This window comes from Nonlabens sp. (assembly GCF_047636915.1).
Taxonomy (GTDB): Bacteria; Bacteroidota; Bacteroidia; order Flavobacteriales; family Flavobacteriaceae; genus Nonlabens.
In genome coordinates this window covers 63,741-87,825 of record NZ_JBLIGN010000002.1, presented here as the reverse complement: position 1 = coordinate 87,825, position 24,085 = coordinate 63,741, and the positions used below count along the sequence as shown (strand labels likewise).

19 protein-coding genes are annotated in these 24,085 nt (G+C 36.7%); 15 read left to right on the top strand and 4 right to left on the bottom strand.

Features of this window, described 5'->3' with window-relative positions:
* The first annotated feature begins 189 nt into the window (after positions 1–189).
* Positions 190–876, top strand: a complete 687-nt coding sequence (locus tag ACJAT0_RS00890) for a response regulator transcription factor (RefSeq protein ID WP_415180128.1) — start codon at positions 190–192, stop codon at positions 874–876.
* Positions 866–1,954, top strand: a complete 1,089-nt coding sequence (locus ACJAT0_RS00885) for a sensor histidine kinase (protein ID WP_415180127.1) — start codon at positions 866–868, stop codon at positions 1,952–1,954. Before ACJAT0_RS00890 ends, ACJAT0_RS00885 begins: the two co-directional genes overlap by 11 nt.
* Here ACJAT0_RS00885 and ACJAT0_RS00880 read toward each other — a convergent pair.
* Positions 1,858–2,967: a glycosyltransferase gene (locus ACJAT0_RS00880; protein WP_415180126.1), complete on the bottom strand. Its 1,110-nt coding sequence runs from the start codon at positions 2,965–2,967 to the stop codon at positions 1,858–1,860. The genes ACJAT0_RS00885 and ACJAT0_RS00880 overlap by 97 nt on opposite strands.
* A 69-nt stretch (positions 2,968–3,036) precedes the next feature.
* Between ACJAT0_RS00880 and trmB the strand changes: the two genes are divergently transcribed.
* The 3 genes from trmB to ACJAT0_RS00865 are packed head-to-tail and all read left to right on the top strand — an operon-like array spanning position 3,037 to position 4,666.
* A complete protein-coding gene (gene trmB, locus ACJAT0_RS00875) occupies positions 3,037–3,705 on the top strand; it encodes a tRNA (guanosine(46)-N7)-methyltransferase TrmB (protein WP_415180125.1) in 669 nt (222 codons plus the stop codon).
* Complete coding sequence (locus ACJAT0_RS00870) at positions 3,705–4,331, top strand: LysE family transporter (protein ID WP_374003193.1); 627 nt, start codon at positions 3,705–3,707, stop codon at positions 4,329–4,331. Before trmB ends, ACJAT0_RS00870 begins: the two co-directional genes overlap by 1 nt.
* On the top strand, positions 4,328–4,666 hold the full coding sequence (locus tag ACJAT0_RS00865; RefSeq protein WP_415180124.1) for an MGMT family protein: 339 nt from the start codon (positions 4,328–4,330) through the stop codon (positions 4,664–4,666). The genes ACJAT0_RS00870 and ACJAT0_RS00865 overlap by 4 nt, the downstream gene beginning before the upstream one ends.
* A 54-nt stretch (positions 4,667–4,720) precedes the next feature.
* On the opposite strand, the gene ACJAT0_RS00860 is transcribed toward ACJAT0_RS00865, so the two are convergent.
* Positions 4,721–5,494, bottom strand: a complete 774-nt coding sequence (locus tag ACJAT0_RS00860) for a THC0290_0291 family protein (protein ID WP_415180123.1) — start codon at positions 5,492–5,494, stop codon at positions 4,721–4,723.
* 234 nt (positions 5,495–5,728) lie between these two features.
* Here ACJAT0_RS00860 and gdhA point away from each other — a divergent pair, with 234 nt between their 5' ends.
* From gdhA to mfd, 10 genes are all read left to right on the top strand, one after another.
* Positions 5,729–7,072 (top strand): NADP-specific glutamate dehydrogenase, encoded by a 1,344-nt coding sequence (gdhA, locus tag ACJAT0_RS00855; protein ID WP_415180122.1) that lies wholly within the window; start codon positions 5,729–5,731, stop codon positions 7,070–7,072.
* Between the two features lie 153 nt (positions 7,073–7,225).
* Complete coding sequence (locus ACJAT0_RS00850) at positions 7,226–9,520, top strand: T9SS type A sorting domain-containing protein (protein WP_415180121.1); 2,295 nt, start codon at positions 7,226–7,228, stop codon at positions 9,518–9,520.
* Positions 9,521–10,243, top strand: coding sequence for a DNA repair protein RecO (gene recO / locus ACJAT0_RS00845; RefSeq protein WP_415180120.1), 723 nt, complete (start codon positions 9,521–9,523; stop codon positions 10,241–10,243).
* Between the two features lie 101 nt (positions 10,244–10,344).
* A complete protein-coding gene (locus ACJAT0_RS00840) occupies positions 10,345–12,642 on the top strand; it encodes a TonB-dependent receptor plug domain-containing protein (protein ID WP_415180119.1) in 2,298 nt (765 codons plus the stop codon).
* A 413-nt stretch (positions 12,643–13,055) separates the two neighbouring features.
* The gene (locus ACJAT0_RS00835; RefSeq protein ID WP_415180118.1) at positions 13,056–13,397 is read left to right on the top strand and encodes a TetR/AcrR family transcriptional regulator; all 342 of its coding nucleotides are present in this window, start codon (positions 13,056–13,058) and stop codon (positions 13,395–13,397) included.
* 42 nt (positions 13,398–13,439) lie between these two features.
* Positions 13,440–13,634 carry a hypothetical protein gene (locus ACJAT0_RS00830; protein WP_415180117.1) on the top strand — a complete coding sequence of 65 codons (195 nt, stop codon included), beginning with the start codon at positions 13,440–13,442 and terminating at the stop codon, positions 13,632–13,634.
* A 67-nt stretch (positions 13,635–13,701) separates the two neighbouring features.
* A complete protein-coding gene (locus ACJAT0_RS00825; protein WP_415180116.1) occupies positions 13,702–14,250 on the top strand; it encodes a carboxymuconolactone decarboxylase family protein in 549 nt (182 codons plus the stop codon).
* 212 nt (positions 14,251–14,462) lie between these two features.
* The gene (gene pdeM, locus ACJAT0_RS00820; RefSeq protein WP_374003203.1) at positions 14,463–15,104 is read left to right on the top strand and encodes a ligase-associated DNA damage response endonuclease PdeM; all 642 of its coding nucleotides are present in this window, start codon (positions 14,463–14,465) and stop codon (positions 15,102–15,104) included.
* Positions 15,105–15,797: 693 nt separating this feature from the next.
* Positions 15,798–16,661, top strand: coding sequence for a hypothetical protein (locus tag ACJAT0_RS00815; protein ID WP_415180115.1), 864 nt, complete (start codon positions 15,798–15,800; stop codon positions 16,659–16,661).
* A gap of 151 nt (positions 16,662–16,812) precedes the next feature.
* Entirely contained in the window at positions 16,813–20,151 is a 3,339-nt protein-coding gene (gene mfd, locus ACJAT0_RS00810) for a transcription-repair coupling factor (RefSeq protein ID WP_415180114.1), read from the top strand.
* Positions 20,152–20,305: 154 nt separating this feature from the next.
* On the opposite strand, the gene ACJAT0_RS00805 is transcribed toward mfd, so the two are convergent.
* Together ACJAT0_RS00805 and ACJAT0_RS00800 are read right to left on the bottom strand one after the other, a co-directional pair.
* A complete protein-coding gene (locus ACJAT0_RS00805) occupies positions 20,306–20,731 on the bottom strand; it encodes a hypothetical protein (RefSeq protein WP_374003206.1) in 426 nt (141 codons plus the stop codon).
* 88 nt (positions 20,732–20,819) lie between these two features.
* Complete coding sequence (locus ACJAT0_RS00800) at positions 20,820–24,050, bottom strand: TonB-dependent receptor (protein WP_415180113.1); 3,231 nt, start codon at positions 24,048–24,050, stop codon at positions 20,820–20,822.
* Positions 24,051–24,085: the final 35 nt, after the last annotated feature.

Here is a 24,085-nt window from a genome sequence, read left to right as displayed (position 1 = left end):
ATTGGTAATTAAGGTTTTATACTTAATTTTATATTTTTGTGCATTCGGCTTTCGCGAAAGCGAGAACAACACAAATTATTTTCTTAACTTTATTTTTTTAAACATGGAGTTAACCTAAAGCTAACATGAATTTAAAATCATTACCCAACTATCTTATTAAATTAGCACTTTAAGTATATGCAAGAAGAAATGAAAGACGCCAAAGCTAAAATTCTACTCGTAGACGATGAGCCAGATATTCTAGAGATAGTGAGTTATAATCTGAAAAACGAAGGGTACCAAGTGTATACTGCCGAAAATGGTGAGGAAGCCATTAGAAAAGCTAAAAAGAAGAAGCCAGATCTTATTATTTTAGATGTAATGATGCCCGTAATGGATGGCATTGAGGCATGTGAGAAAATGCGTAAAATGTCAGAATTAGACGGTACGGTGATCACTTTTTTTACAGCCAGAGGTGAAGACTATTCCATGATCGCTGGTTTTGACGCAGGAGCAGATGACTACATCACTAAGCCAGTAAAGCCACGTGTTTTAGTTTCTAAAGTAAAATCGCTTTTAAGACGCAAAGAAAACACAATTTCTGAAACTTCAAATATTATAAAATTGGGAGATTTAGTAATAGACAGAGATCAATATAAAATCATTTATAAGAAGGAAGAGATGATTTTACCTCGCAAAGAATTTGAGCTGCTTTTTTTATTAACATCAAAGCCGGGAAAAGTGTTTAAGAGAGAAGAAATTTTGGACACAGTTTGGGGTAATGAGGTTATAGTAGGTGGACGTACTATCGACGTTCATATTAGAAAATTGCGAGAGAAATTGGGAGATGATAGCTTTAAAACTGTCAAAGGTGTAGGCTATAAGTATGTCAAATAATACAGCGCCACAGAAAAACAGCTACAGATTTGCAATCAGGTCATCAGTCTATATAACGCTGCTGTTATTTATAATGTTTCTTTCTTTGTCCTTTTTGGATCAGGTATCGATACCTTTTTATATGGTCATAGCAATTTCTGTTGCGAGTTTTATACTGTGTTTTTCTATCATACAATATCGTGTAAAACGTTTTATATATAGACGTATAGCGCGTATTTATGAAGATGTTTCTCTTTTAGAATCTAGTAATTTTGAGGACCGTGAGGTGGCTACAGACATGCGCACCCTAAAGCAACAAGTAGAACGATTTGCTAGAATTAAAAAAACAGAAATAGAAACCTTACAAATACGAGAGAATTACCGAAAAGAGTTTCTAGGGAACATATCTCATGAATTGAAAACACCTTTATTTACGGTTCAAGGATATATCGACACTTTAATTGACGGCGCTCATAAAGATAAAGTCATACGAAAGAAATACTTGGAACGTGCTCAGAAAGGAGTAGAGCGTCTTACCTATATTGTGAAAGATATGGATATGATTACCAGACTTGAGGTAGGAGATATGAGTCTTGATAAAGAAAATTTTGATATTATTAATTTGGTGAAGCAAGTTTTTGATCAATTTGAAATGAAGGCGTCAAAGAAAAATATCTCTCTAGTTTTTGATATGAACTACGATAAAAATATTGTGGTAAATGCAGATCAAGAAAGGATATTACAAGTCGTGGCAAATCTTATTATGAATTCTATTAAATATGGTAAGCAAAATGGGACTACAGAAGTTGCTATAGAAGATCTTATTAATAATAAAGTCATTGTGCGTGTCACTGATAACGGCGAGGGAATAAAACCGGAATTTATTTCCCGATTATTTGAACGTTTCTTTAGAGTGGATAGAACAGGATCTCGTAAAGAAGGTGGCTCTGGGTTAGGCCTTGCAATCGTAAAACATATTGTTGAAGCACACGGGGAGCGCGTTTATGTTGACAGCGAGTTAGGAATAGGCTCTGAGTTTTCATTTACGTTAGAAAAAGTTTCTCTAAGAACAGAAGATATAGAGGTCGTAAAGATTTGAATGCTTCCTAAGCCTTTATAATTAATGATTTGAGATAGCATCTCTATTTTAAAATCTATCTGAGATGCCTGTGGGACAATTCCTTTTTGATCTAACAATTGAGCTAAGTACTCTTGTTCAAATTGCCCAGGTGTAGGGATAAAAAATGCTTTTTTGTTCATTTTTTGTAAATCCATGATCGTGGTATAGCCGCTCCTGCACAATATAACTTCACTGCGATCCAATGCTTTTTGTAATCCATCTGTAGATAGATAATTATAATAGGTAAGCAGTCCTTTTTTTAGGAAACGTTGTTCCTTTTCAATTTTACCAGCTATAAACAATACTTCGCCTGTGTATCTTTTTACTTCTTCCAATAATTTTTTTTCTAAAATGTTTCTTTGTGGCTCAGGACCAGAGAGCAATATCATTAAGTCGTATTTTTTTTGATAATTATTTGTGTTCTTAAATCTAGAAAGAGGGCCCAAATATACTTTCTCAATTTCATAATCGTCATTCTGGGACAACTTGCCGGAGAGGCTTTCTAATCCTTCTACATCTGGAATCCAGCAGTAGTCGTATTTTTTTATATAATGTAAGTGCAACTGCGTGCTGAGCCAAGTCGTGTTTCCGGATAGTACTTGAAGTTGGTGAGTAATAATCACAGAAGGAACTATGTTGCTGTAAAGCCCTAATCTATTGTCAGATATGATGCCTGCAATCTGGTGTTTTAAAATAATACTATGGAGCATTTTATGTTCGTTGCGTATTGCCATCCAGATTTTAGGAGAATCCTTAAGCATTTTAAGTTTTAGATTTTGTCCATCCTCCCCATATTCTATACCATAAGATGGAAGTTCAATAAACTCTTCCTTTTCAAATTCTTTCCTTAACAAGGCAAGTGCCTGGCCGTCGCTTGCAATAATAGGCCTGTCCCCATTTTCTATAATTGCATTAATAATTGGGATGCACCTAGTGGCGTGTCCTAAACCCCAATTTAAGGGAGCAACCAAAATGTTTTTGGATTTTTGCATACAGTAAATATACAATGACTTTGTAATCAGGTATATTTGTAGACATTAATTAACCTTTAAATAATTGTATTGGGAAGTAAAAACAAACTCAAACGATTTAACGAAAACGCAACGTTTAAAAACGTCATCCAACCTGCCCGCGAAGAAGTTGTATCTCATTTTAAGTATCAGGGAAAGTGGAATGAGTTTTTCGGAAATGATCATCCCATTACTTTAGAGCTAGGTTGTGGAAAAGGAGAATATACGGTTGCGCTAGCTCGAAAATATCCCAATCGAAATTTTATAGGTATTGATATACAAGGGGCTCGCTTTTGGCGTGGAGCAAAAACAGCTTTAGAAGAAGGGCTTAACAATGTTGCTTTTATGAGGACACAGATTGAGCTGGTAGATGCTGCTTTTGCAGAATCAGAAATACAAGAAATATGGATCACATTTCCAGATCCTCAAATGAAGTACAAGCGTACTAAGCACAGGATGACCAATCCAGAGTTTTTAGTAAAGTACAAACGCATATTGCAGCCAAATGGAATTGTGAATCTTAAAACAGATTCTGAGTTCATGCACGGTTATACGCTCGGATTACTGCAAGGTAGAGGGGAAGAAATTTTATACGCACATCATGATGTTTATTCAAATACGGAGTCACCAGACGAAGTTACAGCAACGCAAACATTTTATGAAAAGCAATACCTAGAAATTGGCAAGGCAATTACCTACATCAAGTTTAGACTTCATTAATGGCCGTATTTTCACATTTATTATTTGGTATTATTATAGGCTTTGTGGGTGTTATTCCTCCTGGTTTATTGAACCTTACGGCGGCCAAAATAAGTGTAAAACAAAGTCAGAAAGCCGCGATGGTTTTTGCGCTTGGAGCTGCAATAGTTGTAATAGGGCAGGTTTATATAGGTGTGTTTTTTTCAAAATTATTAAATGACAGCCCAGATAATTTATTGCTTCTTGAGCAGTTTGCAGTGATTGCTTTTATAGGACTTTCTATTTTCTTTTTTATACGAGCAGCATTAGATTCTGGTACTCCACAGGTCAAGAAGATTGATAAGTCAGCAGTAAAATTATTTGCTCAAGGCATCATCTTATCCGTACTGAATATTTTTCCAATTCCCTTTTACATAGGCTTCAGTTCCTTTCTTGCTGGTAGAGGTTTGTTTGAATTTACCTATCCTATGGCGCATCTTTTTATTTTAGGTGCTTCTGTTGGTACCTTTATGATGTTATTAGCCTACATTAAGTATGTAAAGAAATTTGGATTTGACAGCAATACTTTTGCTCGTAAGATCAATTATATTTTAGGTGGTCTCACCTTATTAATTGCCATATTTACCATTTTTAGAATTTACGGATGAGCTCTAGCGATTTTTTTTTAAGGGTTTACAAAGTAGTCAAGCAAATTCCATACGGGAGAGTGACGAGTTATGGAGGGATTGCAAAAGTTCTAGGCACTCCTAGGAGCAGTAGAGCTGTTGGGTACGCTATGAACGCATCACATAACGATCCAGAAATACCAGCTCATAGAGTCGTAAATCGCAATGGACTTCTTACAGGAAAGCACCATTTTCCTGGAACAAATTTAATGCAGCAATTGTTAGAAAATGAAGGTGTAATTATCAAAGAGGATCAAATAAAAAACCTTAAAGAAACCTATTGGGATCCCTTAGAAGAAATAGGATTACAGGATTAAAATTCGGCAGCACTAAATTCTAAAACACGCAGGTTTAACTAAAAAAAATGAAAGTTATAGATAGAAAATATAACCTACATTAAACCACCATATCGAGTCATTTGATCTGTTATTCAAATTATTGGGACTTAAGCCATCTACAAAGTTGCTGTCCATATAATAATGCCATTTAGAAGAGATCAAAATATCGCTTAAAGGACTTATTTTATACCTAAATCCCAAATCTGCTACAAGAGCTATAGCACTTCCTTGAGAAGTATCAATCTGGTCTATAAAAGTGGGAAAAGTTGTTATTGGGTTTCCTAGAGGGCCTAAAGTGCTTGTTGCTTCTGGTCTGTAATTTACATAATGTGCACCAAAACCTATATAGGGAGCTATTTTAGGGCTTCCCTCTTGAAAGTCTCTTATGCTCAAAGGATACCATTCTACTTGAGCTCCAGCTTCAAAAACCCTTGCTTTACCTTGCATAGATCTTAATTGTAAACCACCTAAGGATAATTCATCTGCTTCTGTACCTAAATGGTTGAGTGTAGTGACGTGATAGTTAATTTCACTTCGTATTTTAAAATGATCATTCCAATATTTATCTGCTGAATAACAATTACAGTCTGCCCTGTAAGCGAAATTCATATAATGAAGCAATCCTATGCCTATTCCTACGTTTCCTGAGTTAGTATCAAAGTCATAGCGCTCCCCGTAGTCACTTTGAAAAGCTACTGGACCAGTAATAAAACCTAACTCATGTGAAAATCCCAATTGTGCATTACTAACCGTCATCATTGTAAGAAAAAATAAAACCGTAGTGACTTGTTTATGTGAGTGTCTCATAAGTATTTAGTACATTGTGATACTTACAAATATACCGAAATGTATTTTATACAACTACTAAACATTAGGGATAATAAGCTTAGGAATAGAGGATCGTTCCATTCATCCTGATTGCTATGGGGACCGTCAGCTTTTCTGACATAATTTATTGGTAAAAAAAAACAACCATCAACGTATAATATTATATTTGCACAACTAACGAAAACGTTTTCTTAAAGGAACAAATTAAAGATAATGGAAAAAAACATCCAAGATTTTATCGATTTGATAAAAAAGAAGAACCCTAACGAGCCAGAATTTATTCAAGCAGTAGAAGAAGTTGCTGAAGCCGTTATACCCTTCATCGAAGAAAATAAACAATACCAGTCTGATAAACTGCTAGAAAGAATGGCAGAGCCCGAGCGTGTTACTATGTTTCGTGTCCCATGGACAGATGATAGTGGTGAGGTTCATGTAAATCGAGGATATCGCATACAGATGAACAGTGCTATTGGACCCTATAAAGGTGGTTTGAGATTTCATCCATCTGTAAACTTAAGTATTCTCAAGTTTCTTGCCTTTGAGCAAGTATTTAAAAATAGCCTTACTACATTACCTATGGGTGGCGGTAAAGGTGGAGCTGATTTTAATCCTAAAGGAAAAACGGATCGTGAAGTAATGCGTTTTTGCCAGTCATTTATGGTGGAGTTACAACGTATAATCGGATCAGATACCGATATACCTGCTGGAGATATAGGAGTAGGTGGACGTGAGATAGGATATCTTTTTGGTTACTACAAAAAATTAAGAAATGAATTTACTGGTATTCTTACTGGTAAAGGACGCTCTTATGGTGGTTCTTTAATCCGTCCAGAAGCAACAGGGTACGGTAATGTATATTTTGCTCAAAACATGTTAAAAACACGTGGTCAAGATATCAAAGGCAAAAAAGTAGTAATATCTGGATCAGGTAATGTAGCACAATTTTCTGCAGAAAAGATACTTCAAGTAGGAGGTATCGTTATTACCATGTCAGATTCTGGTGGATACATACACGATGAACAAGGAATCGACGAAGCTAAACTCGCCTTTATAATGGATTTAAAAAATAATAGACGTGGTCGTATTTCTGAGTATGTTGATACCTATTCAAGTGCCACTTATCATGAGGGAGAACGCCCATGGTCGGTAAAATGTGATATAGCATTGCCATGTGCCACTCAAAATGAGTTGGATGGTGACGAAGCTAAAGCACTAGTTTCAAACGGCTGCATATGCATAAGTGAAGGAGCAAATATGCCTTGTACTCCGGAAGCGGTGGAGCATTTTATTCACAGTAAAATTCTTTTTGCTCCAGGAAAAGCGTCTAACGCAGGTGGCGTCGCCACTTCTGGTCTTGAGATGTCTCAAAACTCTATGCGATACAGCTGGACTGCAGAGGAAGTGGACAGCAAGCTTTACAGTATCATGAATGATATCCACGAGGCGTGTGTAACGTATGGAAAAGATAGTGATGGATTTGTAGACTATGTAAAAGGTGCAAATATTGCAGGTTTTGTAAAAGTAGCAGATGCTATGCTGGCCCAAGGAATTGTCTAATATAGTTGGTATGAAGTAAGTTTCGCTTTCGCGAAAGCGAAATGAATAACCACATAGAACCTCTGTAAAATCTACAGAGGTTTTTTATTGCCTTAAATTAAGTCTATTTTTGCTTGATTCATCATATAATATAGATGGATACGTTCTAGTTATATGAAAAAAGCACTTCTTTTTATTTTACTCGCAGGCAACATTACAGCTGCTCAAGATTTCACAGGCTCTTGGGAAGGACTATTCTCGTTTACTACTATTGTAGATATTGAAGAATCCTCTACGGCAGTGTATGCTGCGAGTGAAAATGCTGTGTTTATCTATGACCTCAATTCTAGAAGCTTCACCACCTTAACTACTGTAAACGGACTCAGTGGCGATGAGATAAGTCAGATTCATTACAGCGAAGATAAATCTGCTTTAATTATAGGTTATGAAAATGGATTGCTACAAATTGTTGATCAAGATGGACAAGTTAATGATGTAGTGGCCATAAAAGATAAACAGTCTATTTCACCAGTTGATAAAAGAATCAATGAGTTCATTGAAAGCGGTGACCTTATTTATATGGCTACAGATTTTGGAATAGCGATTTATAATTTAGAAAGACTAGAGTTTGATGATACTTATTTTATAGGGGATAATGGAATTCAAGTACCAGTTGCTTCCATCGAGATATTTGATGGCTTTCTCTATGCGGCAACTCTAGATGCAAATAGTGGTATGAGAAGAGCTCCTATTGCAGATCCATTTCTTATAGATTTTATGAACTGGAATCAAATAAATATAGATATATGGACAGAGGTAATCACTTTTGATAATAGGCTGTTTGCGGTTACGGTAGGTAGGTTTCTCGCCGAGTTAAATACTACTTCGGGTACATTTGCAAGTACAGGTATACGCTTGCCGCAAGCTATAAGAGATGCTCATGCTACTAGTGATTTTATAACATTCACATCAAGAGAGGCTATTTATATTTATGACAGGACATTAAATCAAATTTATCTTCTCGATGATATTGGCGGTACTTCTTATAATTATACTGCGGGAATTGTAAGAGGTACCATCTTGTACGCAGGTACAGAAGCTGCAGGTATGATCAGAATTAATATCCAAGATCAGACTGACTTTGATTTTATAGTTGCAGATGGGCCCTCTCGTAATGCTGCATTTTCTATATCTAGTTCACCAGGCGAACTTTGGGTAGGGTACGGTAATCACGATGTGTTCTATAATCCGTTTCCGCTAGAACGTTTAGGTATTAGTTATTTTAGGGAAGAAGAAAGCTGGGTGAATTATAGTTTTAATGACGTTTTAAATGCTCAGAGTATATCCTCAATTACAGTTAATCCTAATGATCCCAATGAGGTGTTTTTAAGTTCTATGCAGGACGGTGTTGTGCAGTTTGTCGATGAATCAGCGGTTACAAGATTTGAACAGTTTAATAGCTCATTATTCCCAACGGTAGATTCAAATGCCCCTCCGCCAGGTATATTCTATAGGATATCTAATTCTACATTTGACAGAAGTGGGAACTTATGGGTTGTGCAGAGTCTATCTGATTTTTCTCTTCATAAAAGGACTCCGTCAGGTCAGTGGACAGCTTTTGACCTCAGTGATGAAATAACTAATGTCGCTCAAAGTGCTACAAAAATTGTCGTTACACAAGAGGGTAATATTATTTATGGCACAACAAGTATAGGATTAGTGGGTTTTGATCCCGAGACATCCCAGGCGCTATCATTTAATGTGGATAATAACCTAATAAACAATTATGTAGCATCTTTAAGACTTGACCTTAATGGACAACTATGGATAGGCTCCAATTTGGGATTGAGGGTTCTTTTTAATCCCAACAGTATGTTTACAGAAAACCCTAGCGACGCAAGGTCTATAATTATAGAAGACACTAATGGAATTCCAAGAGAATTACTCGCTGATGAAGCAGTACTGGATATTGAAATAGATGGGAATAATAATAAATGGGTAGCTACAGCCAGTTCTGGAGCATTCTTATTTTCTCCTTCTGGAAGAGAAACTATTTTTCAATTTACAACAGATAACTCTCCTTTACCTACTAATGCTGTTAATGATATTTCCATAGATGAATCATCAGGAAAAATATATTTTGCAACAGATAAAGGTATTGTTGCTTTTCAAGGAGAACGATCTAGCAAGCCAGAAGACAATTTAGAAAGTGTTCGAGCATTTCCTAATCCAGTCCGCCCTGGATTTGAGGGTAATGTGACCATCGATGGTTTAACGGATAGAGCAAGAGTAAAAATAACGGACATAGAAGGGAACTTAGTGTATGAAGCAGTTTCTCAAGGAGGGAGCATTCCTTGGGATACCAGAAGTTTTTCTGGTCGTAAAGTAGCCTCAGGTGTTTACTTTCTCTTTATTTCTACTAATGATAATATTGAAACTACCGTTTCTAAATTGATGATCGTTAGATAAATGCTTGTTAGAACTCCAGCGATAGTCTTGTCAGCCATAAAATATAGCGAGTCAGATCTTATTGCAAGACTGTACACACGAGAATTAGGTACTCAGTCATTTATCCTTAAAGGAATTCGTAAATCTAGAAAAGGTAAATTGCGCACATCTTTTTTTCAACCACTCACACAACTGGAAATAGAAACCCAGTATAAAGGAAAAGGGACTTTAGAGTACATCAAAGAGGCACGAGTTACTTTTCCTTATCAAAATATTTATACGGATATTGTTAAAAGTAGCATCACCCTATTTTTTTCGGAAATTTTGACTCAATTACTTACAGAGCAACAGCCAGATGAGGAGCTTTTTGAGTACTTATCTTCTGTTTTTCAATACCTTGATCAATCAGATCACGTAGCAAACTTTTCTATAAAAACGCTATTAGATATGACTAGCTTTTTAGGCTTTCAACCAGATGGGGCGACCAAACAGTTTACCTACTTTAATATGCTTAACGGCAATTTTGACGAAAACGGTTTGCAGCCACATCATCTAACAAATGTAGAAAGTGAGCAACTAAAAGAGTTCATAGGCACGAATTTTGATAGCATACATGAAATAAAAATGAATCGAGAAGATCGCAATAGCCTATTAAATTTGGTCGTTGCGTATTTTCAGATACATTTGCAAACGTTCAAAAAACCCAATTCGTTATCGATATTAAAGCAACTTTTCGACAAGTAAAATTAGCCTCTATATTCTTTATTTTTTTAAGTTTTTTTACTACTGCACAAACCGTTACAGTTTTAAACAAAGTTACTAAGGAGAAGTTAGTTTCTGTCGCTGTGTACAATAAGGATAAAAGCGTTAGTAATATCACAGATTTTGAAGGCCAAGTTTCCTTAGATAAATTTTCAAATTCGGATCGCATCTATTTTCAAAGTATGGCTTTTGAAACTTATGCGATAGATAAGAAAGAAATAAGAAGTTTTGCTCATCAAATTTTAATGACGCCTCGATCAGAAAAAATAAATCCCGTTGTTATTTCTGCATCTAAGTTTGAACAACGTTTACAAGATATTCCTCAAAAAATTATCTCGCAAAACGTACACGATGTGCTCAGTAATAATCCACAGACCAGTGCAGATTTATTACAGCAGTCTGGTCAGGTGTATGTTCAAAAATCCCAGCAAGGTGGCGGGAGTCCCTTGATAAGAGGTTTTTCAACTAATAGATTATTGATTACCGTGGATGGTGTGCGCATGAACAATGCTATTTTTAGGGGTGGTAACCTTCAAAATGTTATTTCAATTGACCCGTTAAGTATCGATCATACGGAAGTTATTTTAGGTCCGGGAAGCGTTGTTTATGGAAGCGATGCCATAGGTGGGGTCATGAATTTTTACACTAAGAAACCTCAATTTACTCAAGATTCTACGGTGTTTTCAGGAAACGCGTTGATGAGGTATGCAACTGCAAATAATGAAAATACAGCTCATCTGGATTTTAATTACGGCACAAATAAATTTGCCGCTGCAACTAGTATTAGTATCAACTCCTTCGGAGATTTAAAAATGGGTTCTCATGGTCCAGATGAATACTTAAGAAATCAATATGTAGATAGAACGAATGGCCAGGATGTAATGGTTGACACCAATAATCCAGAAAAACAGATACCTACTGGTTACGATCAAATTAACTTGTTGCAAAAATTCAGATACAAGCTCAATCAGAGTTGGGAATTTGATCTTGGGTTGATTTATACGGCAACGGGAAACTATTCTAGATACGATGTACTAACCAGATTTAATGATACGGGTGATCCGCGTTTTGCTCAATGGTATTATGGGCCTCAAAAATGGTTTATGGCAAATGCTAAAGCAATACATCGCGGTAATGGAAAATGGTATGATAAAATGATATTTTCTCAGTCGTATCAAAAATTTGAAGAAAGTCGCAACAATCGTTCGTTTCAGGAGGTAAAACTCTTTCAAAGTAAAGAACAAGTAGATGTTCATACCACTTCTATTGATTTCGAAAGACGTAATCGAGAGAATAATGTGCTATTTTATGGGGCCGAATTTCTTGATAATCGAGTAGGTTCTATAGGTAGTGTCTTTGATATAGATTTAGAAGAACGGGAAGCTGCTGCAAGTAGGTATCCAGATGGTTCTTCTTGGAGGTCGCTAGCTGCTTATGCAAATTATCAATGGAGACTAAATCGTAAATTAACCATTCAGTCTGGTTTGCGGTACAATCATATCTGGTTAGATGCGCAGTTTCGAGACCAGTTTTTTAATTTTCCATTTGAGGAAGTACATCTTAGTACAGGAGCACTAACCGGAGCCCTTGGAGCAACCTATCTTCCCGATGATACCTGGGAGCTAAGAGCAAACTTCAGCACTGCATTTAGAGCGCCTAATGTGGATGATATAGGTAAAATTTTTGATCCCAGTCCAGGAACGGTAATCGTACCTAATCCAGATCTAGAATCAGAGTACTCTTACAATACAGAAATAGGCATAAAAAAACGTATCAATGATAAATTCACCTTTGATCTAGCTACTTATTATACGTATCTGAAAGATGCCTTAGTACCTAGGGATTTCCAACTTAATGGTCAGGATATAATCCTGTATCAAGGAGAGTTAAGCCAAGTGCAAGCGATTCAAAATGCAGAAAGTGCCATTGTTTATGGCGTAGAAATAGGCGTTCAATACGAATTCAATGACCATTTGAAAATCTACGGTCATTACAACTGGCTCCAAGGTGAACAGGAAGAAATAGACGGTTCTAAAGTTGCTGTTAGACATGTATCCCCAAGTTTTGGTGATTTTCATGCAGTTTATCAAAACGATAAGCTTCAGTTAGACACATTTGTCATGTTTAACGGTCAGTTCGAGTTTAATGATCTAGCCCCTAGCCAGCAGGTACGTCCATACTTATATGCACAGGACCGAAATGGAGATCCCTACTCACCTAGTTGGTACACGGTTAATATACGGTCCAGTTATAAAATAAACGAAGGTTTAACCGCTACTGCAATTTTAGAAAATATAACCGACCAGCGATACCGAACCTATTCTTCTGGAATTGCCGCTGCTGGACGCAATCTAATTTTTGCATTAAGGTATGCTTTTTAAACAGTTGTGTACCTACTCAAAACACCTAGATCCCGCAATTTTTAACAGTTTCTTTTTCCTTTTCCCTGCGTCAGAGTACGTAACCTAACGCGCGCTTCATTGGTGTAAATTTGGAAAACCTTTTTAGAAAGAACGAATAAGAAATTCATCAATAGGTTTAAAATACCTAGAGAGATAATCAAAAAAGAAAGGAAAAGATGTCTTTAGTTGAAATGGATGTTTACGGGAAAATCTAAAGAATTTTTTAAATAGCAAAATAGCTCTGTTATTAATGGTTACATACTGCTTTGTTAAGAAATCTAACTTTTGTTATCACTCGGGTAAACATTACCTTCAAAATAACTTTAATGTTAAAAAAAGCATAAGGAAAACAAAGTCTTTTACTTTTACTAAACGCTTGTTTAGCTTTGTAAATGGTTAAACTATTAATGGCCAGAAAAAAAGAATATAACGAAAACGAAGTTGTTGAAAAAGCAATGCAGCTATTTTGGTGCAATGGCTATGAAACAACATCCATGCAAATGCTTGAAAAAGAAATGGGCATAAACAAGTTTTCAATATATGCTAGTTTTGGAAATAAGCACGGGCTTTTTATTGAGAGCCTAAAATGTTACAAATTAAAAGTTAGCGTTATTCTAGAGAAATTTAAAAATGCAACAAACGGTGTAGCAGATATTAAAAAGTTTTTTTACGATTCTGTAGCTGCAGATTTTAAAGGAAGTACTCAAAAAGGATGCTTCATCACAAATACATAGTATGAGTTTTCTAAAGGCGAAGACGAACTAATAAGAGAGCAAATGTCTTCTTTTGTAACTCAAATAAAAGAAATATTAATAGAAAAATTAGAGAAGGAAAACACTAAAAATAATATGTGTATACAAAAACAAACTAATTTTTTATTATTAGCAAAGCACGGTTTAGCCGCAGCATCTAGACTAAATAGTAAGAAGGAAACAGAAGATTATATTGAAATGACTTTCTTAAACATTTAACTGTTTTTCGCAACGTGACTAAACGATTGTTTCATTAAAACGAATATCAACAATAAAATAAATAATTATGACAACTTTAAAAATACACACTATTGAAACAGCTCCCGAAAAAAGTAAAGAGATATTAGTCCAAGCTGAAAAATCATTTGGAATGATCCCTAATATTCACGGAATTTTGGCTGGTTCTCCGCAACTTTTAACTGCTTATCAAACACTGAACAAGTTATTTACAAATACTTCATTTGATGCAGAAGAATTAACTGTTGTATGGCAGTCAATAAACGTAGAACATGCCTGTCATTATTGTGTACCCGCACACACTGGTATCGCCAAAATGATGAAAGTAGATGATACAATTATAGAAGCCTTGCGCAATGAGACCGTATTAGAAAACCCTAAGTTAGAAGCGTTGCGTACTTTGACATTAGCAGTTATTCGAACGCGTGGTAATGTGACGCCTGAGGACTTAAAAGAATTTTATACAGCAGGCTATAAGGAGCAACAAGTATTAGAAATTATTCTAGGGGTGTCACAAAAAGTAATTACCAATTACACAAATCATATTGCAAATACACCAGTAGATGCAGCTTTTAAAGATTTCACTTGGGAGAAATAGGGAGAAGTACGCCCTCTTTTAAAAAGAATAAACCTTTTTATTTACTTTTGGTGGTTTTATATGTATTGCAGAGATAAAAGAAAAAATAAATCTGCTGAATTCTCTAAAAACCTAAACGCTTTGAGTATATTGTTAAAGCTTTTGCGAAAGCGCAATGCCCATTTATTCATAAACAATAAACTTTTAATCACCATTAATAAGCATCCTGCAAGTTGGCATTAGAAGTTAAACTCACAGATCAAACCTTTCAATTACATCCTAGTGGCGCGTGTTATTGGGTAGAGCAAGATGTCATACTTCTAGCAGATGTTCACTTAGGTAAAAGTGCTCATTTTAGAAAACATGGTATGGCTGTTCCTGCGCAGGCAGATGATAGAGAGTTTGATAAGCTCAATCAAATTATTGCAGAGTTTCAGCCCTCAAGATTATGGTTTTTAGGGGATTTATTTCATTCCTACAAAAATGCCGAGTGGCACTTTTTTGAGCAGTGGATGGGCTTTCAAGAAATAGAGATTGCCCTTATCATGGGAAATCATGATGTCATTTCTAGAGACTCTTTTGAGCGTCTAGGAATGAAAACTTACGACGTACTTCACATGGGGGATTTATTTCTCACTCATCATCCAGAAGAAATAGAAGGGAAATACAACATCGCTGGTCACATTCATCCATCGGTAAAACTTCAAGGTTTAGGAAGGCAAAAATTAAAATTATCTTGTTTTTTCTGCACGGAATACGGCATGATATTACCTGCTTTTGGCGATTTTACAGGAACCTACTCTTTAAAACCTAAAAATGGAAATAGAATTTTTGTCATTGCAGATGATGAGGTTGTAGAGCTTAAAAGAACTTGAATAAGATGTTTTTATTTTTCTGTATGTATCTGTGCTAGCTTGTCGAAGTGTTCCATAGAGTGACTTCCTTTATTGGGAAAGGCTTTTATGGAAGGGCAATTAGGATGTATATCCATACCTTCTAATGGCTCACTAGTGCATTCCTGTTTTTCTGTAAATTCCACTTGTCAAAGGCAGGTTGATTAGCAGTTGAGCTGTAATAGTCGCTGCCTCAAAGCTGTAGATCAGTAGCGCTTGGCAGCTAACTCAAAATTAATTTAGTCAGGTCTGTTATTCCAAAATTCCAGAAAATTCGATCCTAAAATTTTAATACGAGAATAGCATCCGTTCTTATATGTTTCTGTGATTTTCAGCGTTGCTCTCAGGGGTTAAATAAATCTCGTTCTCGTTCTTGTTTTATCTGGGATCTTGATACGCATTTTTATTGAGATACGGAATCCTATTTTAATTCCAAATTTAGGTGAGAGCTGCTAGAGCCATCCGAATGTTTTTTGAAGTGTATATTCTTCCCATCACTATCAGGTATCGTGAAACAAACAACCTTTATTCAGGTTTGCGCAGTGACCAAGTATCTGTGTTGGCGTCGGAAAAATAAGGGCAAATAGGACCGCGATGCGTTGAATAAATAGAGGTTGCGAACTCACATTTTTTTATAAAAGCTTGAAAACAGGCCTTAATTTTAATTAGAGCTCAATGATTACTGTAAGAACTACCTATCTTTATCAAATGTCTAGAAAAACCACTTCCATTTTAAATTTATTAAGTGTCCTCATTCTTATTGTCTGGAATGGATACGCTAACACAGGAAACTACAATGGCAAAAGCGTAGGAGAACTTAGTGCTGAGTATGATAATTTATTTACTCCAGCTTCTTATGCCTTTTCTATTTGGGGAATTATTTTCGTGATGTTATTAGTTTTTGGAATTTACGGGGTATATGTTTCTTTTTCCAAAAGCCACCAGGCAGAGAAGAAGAATTACAAAACAGATTTTATACAAACAACCAGTACTTGGTTTCTAGCAGCAAATATATTTTGTGGTTTATGGGTTGCGTTGTGGCTGGATGAGCATATTGCAGCTTCTGTAGTGATGATGCTAGGAATTTTATTCTGTTTGTTAATGTGTGTGCGACAGCTTGATATGGAAATATGGGATGCTCCTTTCCCTATCATTGCTTTTGTATGGTGGCCGCTGTCTTTGTATTCTGGCTGGATAAGTGTTGCTACCATAGCAAATATTGCCGCCTGGTTAAACGGTACTTATGATATTGCTGTTACGACTCAAGTTTACATCACTTTGCTTATGATTTTTGTTGCCTTTCTGGTGAATCTAGGAATGGTTATTTATCGCAATATGAGAGAATTTGCATTAGTAGGAGTTTGGGCGCTTGTGGCAATATTTAGCAGGTTTAGAACGCCTATGGATGGAATAAGTAAGCTCGCGACGAATCAAATTGCCTATCTAGCCATTATTCTCGCCAGTATTTTAACCCTAGTTATAGCTATTCATGGTGCTAGAAATTTTAAGACAAATCCTTTTAAAAAATTGATGGAATGAAAAGCTTCTAATTGATGCTCTATATTTTTTATTTCAAGCCACAATAAAGTTATTTTTGCACAGGTATTCCTCATCTTAAAGGCATCTATTATTAAAGAAATCTCAATATTCTCGTTAGGCTATATTCACGACGTATCTTTGTTCATCTAATATGAGTTTTACTACTATTCTAAACCAATTCTCAAAGGCTGCACAAACGCAAATCTTGAGAAAAATTGTTGCACAGTCCCAGGGGTCTGCAACAATAAGCGGACTTAAAGGAAGTTCGATTTCCATGGTGCTTAATGCTGTTTTTAAAGATACTGATAAGCCTTTTATGCTTGTTTGTAACGATAAAGAAGAAGCCGCGTTTCATTTGAACGATTTGGAGAAAATGATCGGTGAGGATAACGTGCTGTTTTATCCAGGAAGTTACCGACGGCCTTATCAGATTGAAGAAACAGATAATGCCAATGTTCTCTTGCGTGCTGAGGTTCTCAACAGAATTAATTCGCGTAAGAAGCCCGCTGTTATTGTCACTTATCCAGATGCGCTCTTTGAGAAAGTAGTCACTCGTAAAGAGTTAGAAAAAAACACACTGAAAATTGCAGTAGGGGATCAGATTTCTATTGAATTTGCAAATGAGGTGCTGTTTGAATATAAATTTAAGCGTGTTGATTTTGTAACAGATCCAGGAGAGTTTTCTGTTCGTGGTGGTATTTTGGATGTATTTTCTTTCTCAAATGATGAGCCGTATCGCATAGAGTTTTTTGGAAATGAAATCGATTCCATCCGTGTTTTTGATGTAGAAACGCAACTCTCAAAAGAACAGACTAAAAAGATCTCTATTATTCCAAATGTGGAACATCAACAGTCTGACGAAACTCGGGAGACCTTTTTAAAGTACCTTTCTAATAACACGGTCATTTTTACGATGAATGTGGATGTATTGTACGGTCGTGTGGATTTGCTTTTCGCGAAAGCAGAAGATGCATACAATCAATTACAAGGTGAGGTGAGGCAGTTATTGCCTCAGCAAATATTTAGTGATAGCAAGCTGATGAAATCCCAGCTTAAAGAATACAATCATATAGAGTTTACCACAGGTAATGGAGTAGTGGTCTACAAAACATCGCCGCAACCATCTTTTAATAAGCAATTTGATATGCTTATTGAAAATTTGAAGGAAAATGAAGCGGATGGTTATTACAATTATCTGTTTTGCAGCAGTGAACAGCAGGCAAAACGTTTTCATGACATTTTTGAGGATATGAAGACAGAGGTGCAGTATGAAACCCTTGTGATGCCGTTGTATCGGGGTTTTATCAGTCATGATTTGCGATTGGTCTGTTACACAGATCATCAAATATTTGACCGCTACCACAAGTTTAATTTAAAGAATGGTTACGCAAAAAAGCAGGCAATTACTTTAAAAGAACTCAATACGTTAGTTATAGGAGACTATGTGACGCATATCGACCATGGAATTGGCAAATTTGGTGGGCTGCAAAAGATTGATGTAAATGGTAAAAAACAGGAAGCGATCAAGTTGGTTTATGGGGAGCGCGATATTTTGTACGTTTCCATTCACTCGTTACACAAGATCACTCGATACAGCAGTAAGGATGGAAAGCCGCCTAAGGTATATAAGTTAGGCAGTCCAGCTTGGAAAAAGCTAAAGGCAAAAACCAAGACCAGAGTAAAGCAAATTGCTTTTGACTTGATCAAACTCTATGCAAAACGTCGTGCGCAAAAAGGATTTCAGTATGCTCCAGATGGTTATCTACAAAACGAGCTCGAAGCTAGCTTTATTTATGAAGATACTCCAGATCAAATTACCGCTACGGATGATGTAAAAAAAGATATGGAAAGCGATCGCCCTATGGACCGATTGGTTTGTGGGGATGTAGGTTTTGGAAAGACAGAAGTGGCTATAAGAGCCGCTTTTAAAGCAGCGGTAAATGGAAAACAGGTAGCCATTCTTGTGCCTACAACGATCCTTGCTTTTCAGCATGCGAGAACTTTTAAAGAACGCCTTGCAGACCTTCCTGTTAAAGTGGATTATCTGAATAGATTTAGAACCACTAAGGAACGCAAAGTAGTGCTCGAAGGATTAGAAAACGGTTCTATAGATATCGTCATCGGGACGCATCAATTGGTTAGTAAATCTATAGTTTTTAAAGATTTAGGCTTGCTAATTATTGATGAAGAACAGAAATTTGGCGTGGCGGTAAAGGACAAACTCAAAACGCTTAAAGAAAACATAGACACGCTTACACTTACAGCGACCCCTATCCCGCGAACGTTACAATTCTCATTGATGGCAGCCCGTGATTTAAGTGTGATTAAAACGCCGCCGCCTAACCGACATCCTGTAGAGACTAAAGTGGTGCGTTTTAGTGAAGAAACGATACGGGACGCCATTAGTTATGAAATCTCTCGTGGTGGTCAGGTGTTTTTTGTACACAATCGCATTGAAAACATCAAAGAAGTTGCCGGGATGATACAACGATCTGTTCCAGATGCTAAAATAGGAATAGGACACGGACAGATGGAAGGAAAGAAGCTAGAAAACTTGATGCTGGACTTTATCAACGGAGAGTTTGATGTACTGGTTTCTACCACCATTATTGAAAGTGGTCTGGATGTTCCTAATGCCAATACCATTTTCATCAATAGTGCTAACAACTTCGGACTGTCAGACTTGCACCAAATGCGCGGACGGGTAGGTCGGAGCAATAAGAAAGCATTTTGTTACTTTATAACGCCACCCTATGAAGTGATGACAGAAGACGCCAGAAAGCGCATTCAAGCCTTAGAAATGTTTTCAGATTTAGGAAGTGGTTTTAATATTGCGATGAAAGATTTAGAAATAAGGGGTTCTGGAGATATTTTGGGTGGAGAACAAAGCGGTTTTATCAATGAGATCGGTTTTGATACGTATCAAAAAATCCTAAGTGAAGCTATCACAGAGTTAAAGGAAAATGAGTTTGCAGATCTTTATGAGACAAATAATGTAGAGAAGAAGCATGTAACTGACGTAACTGTAGACTCTGATTTTGAATTGCTTTTTCCAGATGATTATATCAATTCTATTTCAGAGCGACTTGTGCTCTATTCAAAGCTCAATGAGGTACAAGATGAAAAAGGTTTAGACACCTATAAGAGGGAGCTTACAGATCGATTTGGAGAGCTGCCCGAGGAAGCTGAGAATCTTTTAACTAGTGTTAGAATCAAGTGGGTGGCTACGCGATTAGGTTTAGAGAAGATTGTGATGAAAGAAGGGAAGTTTGTAGGATATTTTATTTCTGACCAGAAAAGTGGTTTCTATCAAAGTGAATCGTTCTCCAGAGTACTCAAAGCAGTACAGAACAATCCAAAGATTTTGAGAATGAAAGAAAAGCAAACACGTGCTGGGTTGCGATTGTTACTTACCGTAGAGAATGTGCGCACGGTAGATCGTGTTTATGATATACTGAATGCGATTATGCCGGTTTCCGTAGAGGTGTAATAAGAATATGGATCACCAGGCTTATATATTTTGAAATCACAATTCTTTTTTAGTTGAATGACACAAAATAGGAATCATAAAAACGCCTCGATCAAATTAATGATCGAGGCGTTTGTGTTTGGTATGCTTTCGCGAAAGTAGCGGTAAAGCATTCCTACAGCCACTGTGACCAAGGTAGCCTAGATACAACAGCTAGAAATGCCAACGTATAAAAAATTGCCAACATCTTAAATTTACCCTTACTAACGATTTTCTTTTTGTGTTTTGAGTAACCTATAGTAAGCAAGGTTACAGCAATGATCATTACCAAAGGGTGTTCTATCAATAGCAACCTTATAGCAGAGTTGCTCATTTCAAATCCTTCCCACCTCCCCAAATTTTGTGGAGTGAAATACAATACAATACCTATGAGCAACTGTATGTGTGTTACTATGAGGCCCACAAGTGCTAGACTAAAGTCTTTATTACCGAATTCTTTCTTGCCTACAAAGCCAATAATTGAATTTATGGTGGCAACGGCTAGAACTAGTAAAAGAAGGTATGCCCATCCAGAGTGCGCTGATTTTAATACGTCGTACATGTCAAATTATTTAGGTCAAAAATACTTCAAAAACAAAGAACCCTACTCGTTTTGAGTAGGGTTCTTGAAATTATGTTGAAAGTAACTCTTAGTTAAAGATATATCTAAGACCTACTTGCATTTGCCATCTGGAAGAGCGAGTACCTGCGTCATCAATAATCTCAAGTCCTTCAGCAAAGTTAGGGTTGAAAGAGAATTCTGGATCTACTCCATTTCTTTCTACCTCTACAATACCTACGTTAGAACTAATAAATCTTTGCTCTCCCCAATCTTTGTTCAAGAAGTTGAAGAAGTTAAATACGTCTAGAGATAGTTGGAAGGTATGTTCCTTATCATTAAAGTTCAAGCTGAAATCTTGAAGAACCTTTAAATCAACGATGTGATTCCATGGTCCGCGATCTCCGTTACGTTCTGCATAATCACCACGACGCTCGTTTAAATAATCGTTGCTGTCTATGTAAGCATCAAGAGCTGCCCACTGGTCAGCAGCAGTAATACCATTGTTGTCCACTAAGTTGATTTCGCTTGCGTCTCTTGGGATGTAAAACAACGCGTTATCATTAGAGTCATCATTTAAGAGGTCTCTTCCTTGATAAATATAGTTGAGCGTACCACCTTGTTGTCCATTGTAGAACATACCAAAAGTAGTTTTAAGGTTCTCATTCCACTTTATTTCATAAGAAGCGTTAGCAGAAACTCTATGTCCAAATGCAAATTCTGAATTACCTACACCAGCAGTATTCTTACCATTAACAGTTGCTACACCTCTCCATTGAGAACTGTTTTGTGAAGAAGTACCTTCAAAGACAGATTTACCTTGTCCATAAGAGTAAGAAACCTGACCACCAAAACCATTTTCAAAAGGCTTACTAACCGTAAATGTACCGTTATAAGACCATCCTTCGTTAGTGTTAGTTGCTAATATAACTCTAGAGTAAGTATCATCTATTTCATCACCACGATCATAGAATGGACGCCCATCAGCGTTGTTCAATGATTCTGTTGATTGTGCAAGGTTTACGTTTTGATAGAACACATTGTTGATGTTATCGTTGTACAAGAAATCTGCACCTACAATCAATCCCCAAATATTTGTTTTTTGATCAATACCGATGTTGTACTTCATTACTTGTGGTAATTTGAAGTCTGGAGCAAAGATATCTATTTGTCCACCTACAGCATTACTTCCAGGAGCAGGAGAACCGTTTAATGGTTGGTTATTAGGATCTGCAACAAAAGTTTGGCTGCCAAATGCATTAGCTTCCCCTACACTCAGTCCATTGTTGTTATAGATTCCACCTGGCCATACTAAAGGAACTCTAGAAGTAAAAATTCCTAGACCACCACGAATTTGCGTTTTACCGCTACCATTTACATCCCAGTTAAAACCTGCACGAGGAGAAACGTGTATTTGACTTTTGATTTTCTTACCTACACGTGCGCCTTCTAAATCATAACCTTCTGCTTCAAGTAGGGCTACTGATCTGTTATTGAAATCATCATTTGCCGCTCCATTTTCCCAAAAAGGAACGTCAAAACGTACCCCGTAAGTTAATTTGAAGTCACCAGTAATACTCCATTCATCCTGTGCGTAAAGACCTAATTGAGAATATTGGAATTCAGCAGCAGCATTTTGAATATCATCTCCAGAAGTTCCAGCGGGATCCACTAAAGAGTAGGAATGGAAATAAGAATCTGCCAAAGCGTCGTTGGTAGCATCATTATCAAAATACGTGTTGAAATCTGCAAGAGAGTCAAATGTGTATTGACCATAATTTTGTCTTACAAATACATTTCTAATGGCATAGTTTTCAAAGTTACCTCCGAAAGTCATGTTGTGAGCTCCTTTAGACACCTCAAAGTTGTTGGTAACTGTAAATATGTTTTGTTCTAGAATGTTAGCTGTTGAAAATGCTTCAGAACCAAATGTAATTCTACCATCACCGTCATTTATCTGTACTCTTGGAAACGGACTTCCAATTGGATCACGGTTGTCATTTACAGAGGTGTAACTAAGAATTAAATTGTTAGATAAATTTTTACCGTTAGTAGTATTCCACTCTAGTGTAGAGAAATTAGTCTCTGAAGGGAAAAAGATACCTGCGTTGGCAAAATTGATGTTTCTGTTGTTACTTTGGCTTGGAGAAATAGATTCCCCTTTTACATAGTTATGCTTTGCTGTGATCGTGTTCTTGTCATCAAGGTTATAATCTAACTTGATGGTGAATTTCTCACTATTCAGCTTTGTAATGGTGTTTTCATAACCTCCAGGATTGTAATTGAAGGTGTTGATGATGTTGTCTCTTAAGGTATTGATTTCGGCAATACTGCTGTCTCCATTGTATATATCAGATTCAAAAGGTCTTGGCTCTTCTTCTCTTTGAACCTCTGCATTTACAAAGAAAAACAATTTATCCTTAATGATAGGTCCGCCTACGCGCACTCCATAAAGATTTGCTGTAAAGTCATCTAATTTCTCACGGTTATCTTCACTGATTCCTACAGGAGTTTTTCCAGCAAGGTTTTGGTTGCGCGTATAGAAATAAGCACTTCCTTTTACTTCGTTCGTACCAGAACGAGTAATGGCGTTAATAGCACCACCAGTAAAACCTGATTGCCTTACGTCAAAAGGAGCGACGTTTACTTGAAAAGATTCAATCGCATCGATGGAGATTGGATTCACACCTATTTGACCACCATTAGTACCAGAACCAGCAAGACCAAAAACGTCATTGTTTACCGCACCATCAATAAAAATAGAGTTGTAACGGTTGTTTTGGCCAGCGATAGAAATCGCTCCACCCTCAGAAACTTGAGCTTGAGGAGTTTTTCTTAAAAAATCACCTATTCCTCTCGTTACAGAAGGCATGGTATTGATGTCGCGCTGAGAAATGTTAGTTTCAGCTCCTGTTTTACCAGAATCAAAAATACCATCTCTAACGGCATTAATTACTATAGCGTCTAGAGCATTAGATTCATCGGTTAGGGTGATACTGATTCTTTCCGATTCTCCTAATTGAAGAAAGATGTTTTCTAGCTTTTGCTCTCTCTTACCTACGTAAGTAAAAGTAATGGTGTAGGGTCCGCCTACTCGCATGTTTGAAATACGATAATAGCCTTCTATGTCGGTAGAAGTAGCATAATTCGTTCCTGTAGGACCATGTACTGCGACGATGGTTGCTCCTAAAAGAGGCTCTTGTGCGGTATCGATGTTTTCCATGATACGACCGTTTATGCTTGAGGTAGTAACCTGTGCACTAACTGTCATGGCGCTTAAGAAAAGCCCAATTGCAAATAAAAAGTGTAATTTTCTGTTCATTTCAGAATGAGTTAAGTTTTAAAAATGCGAAAGTA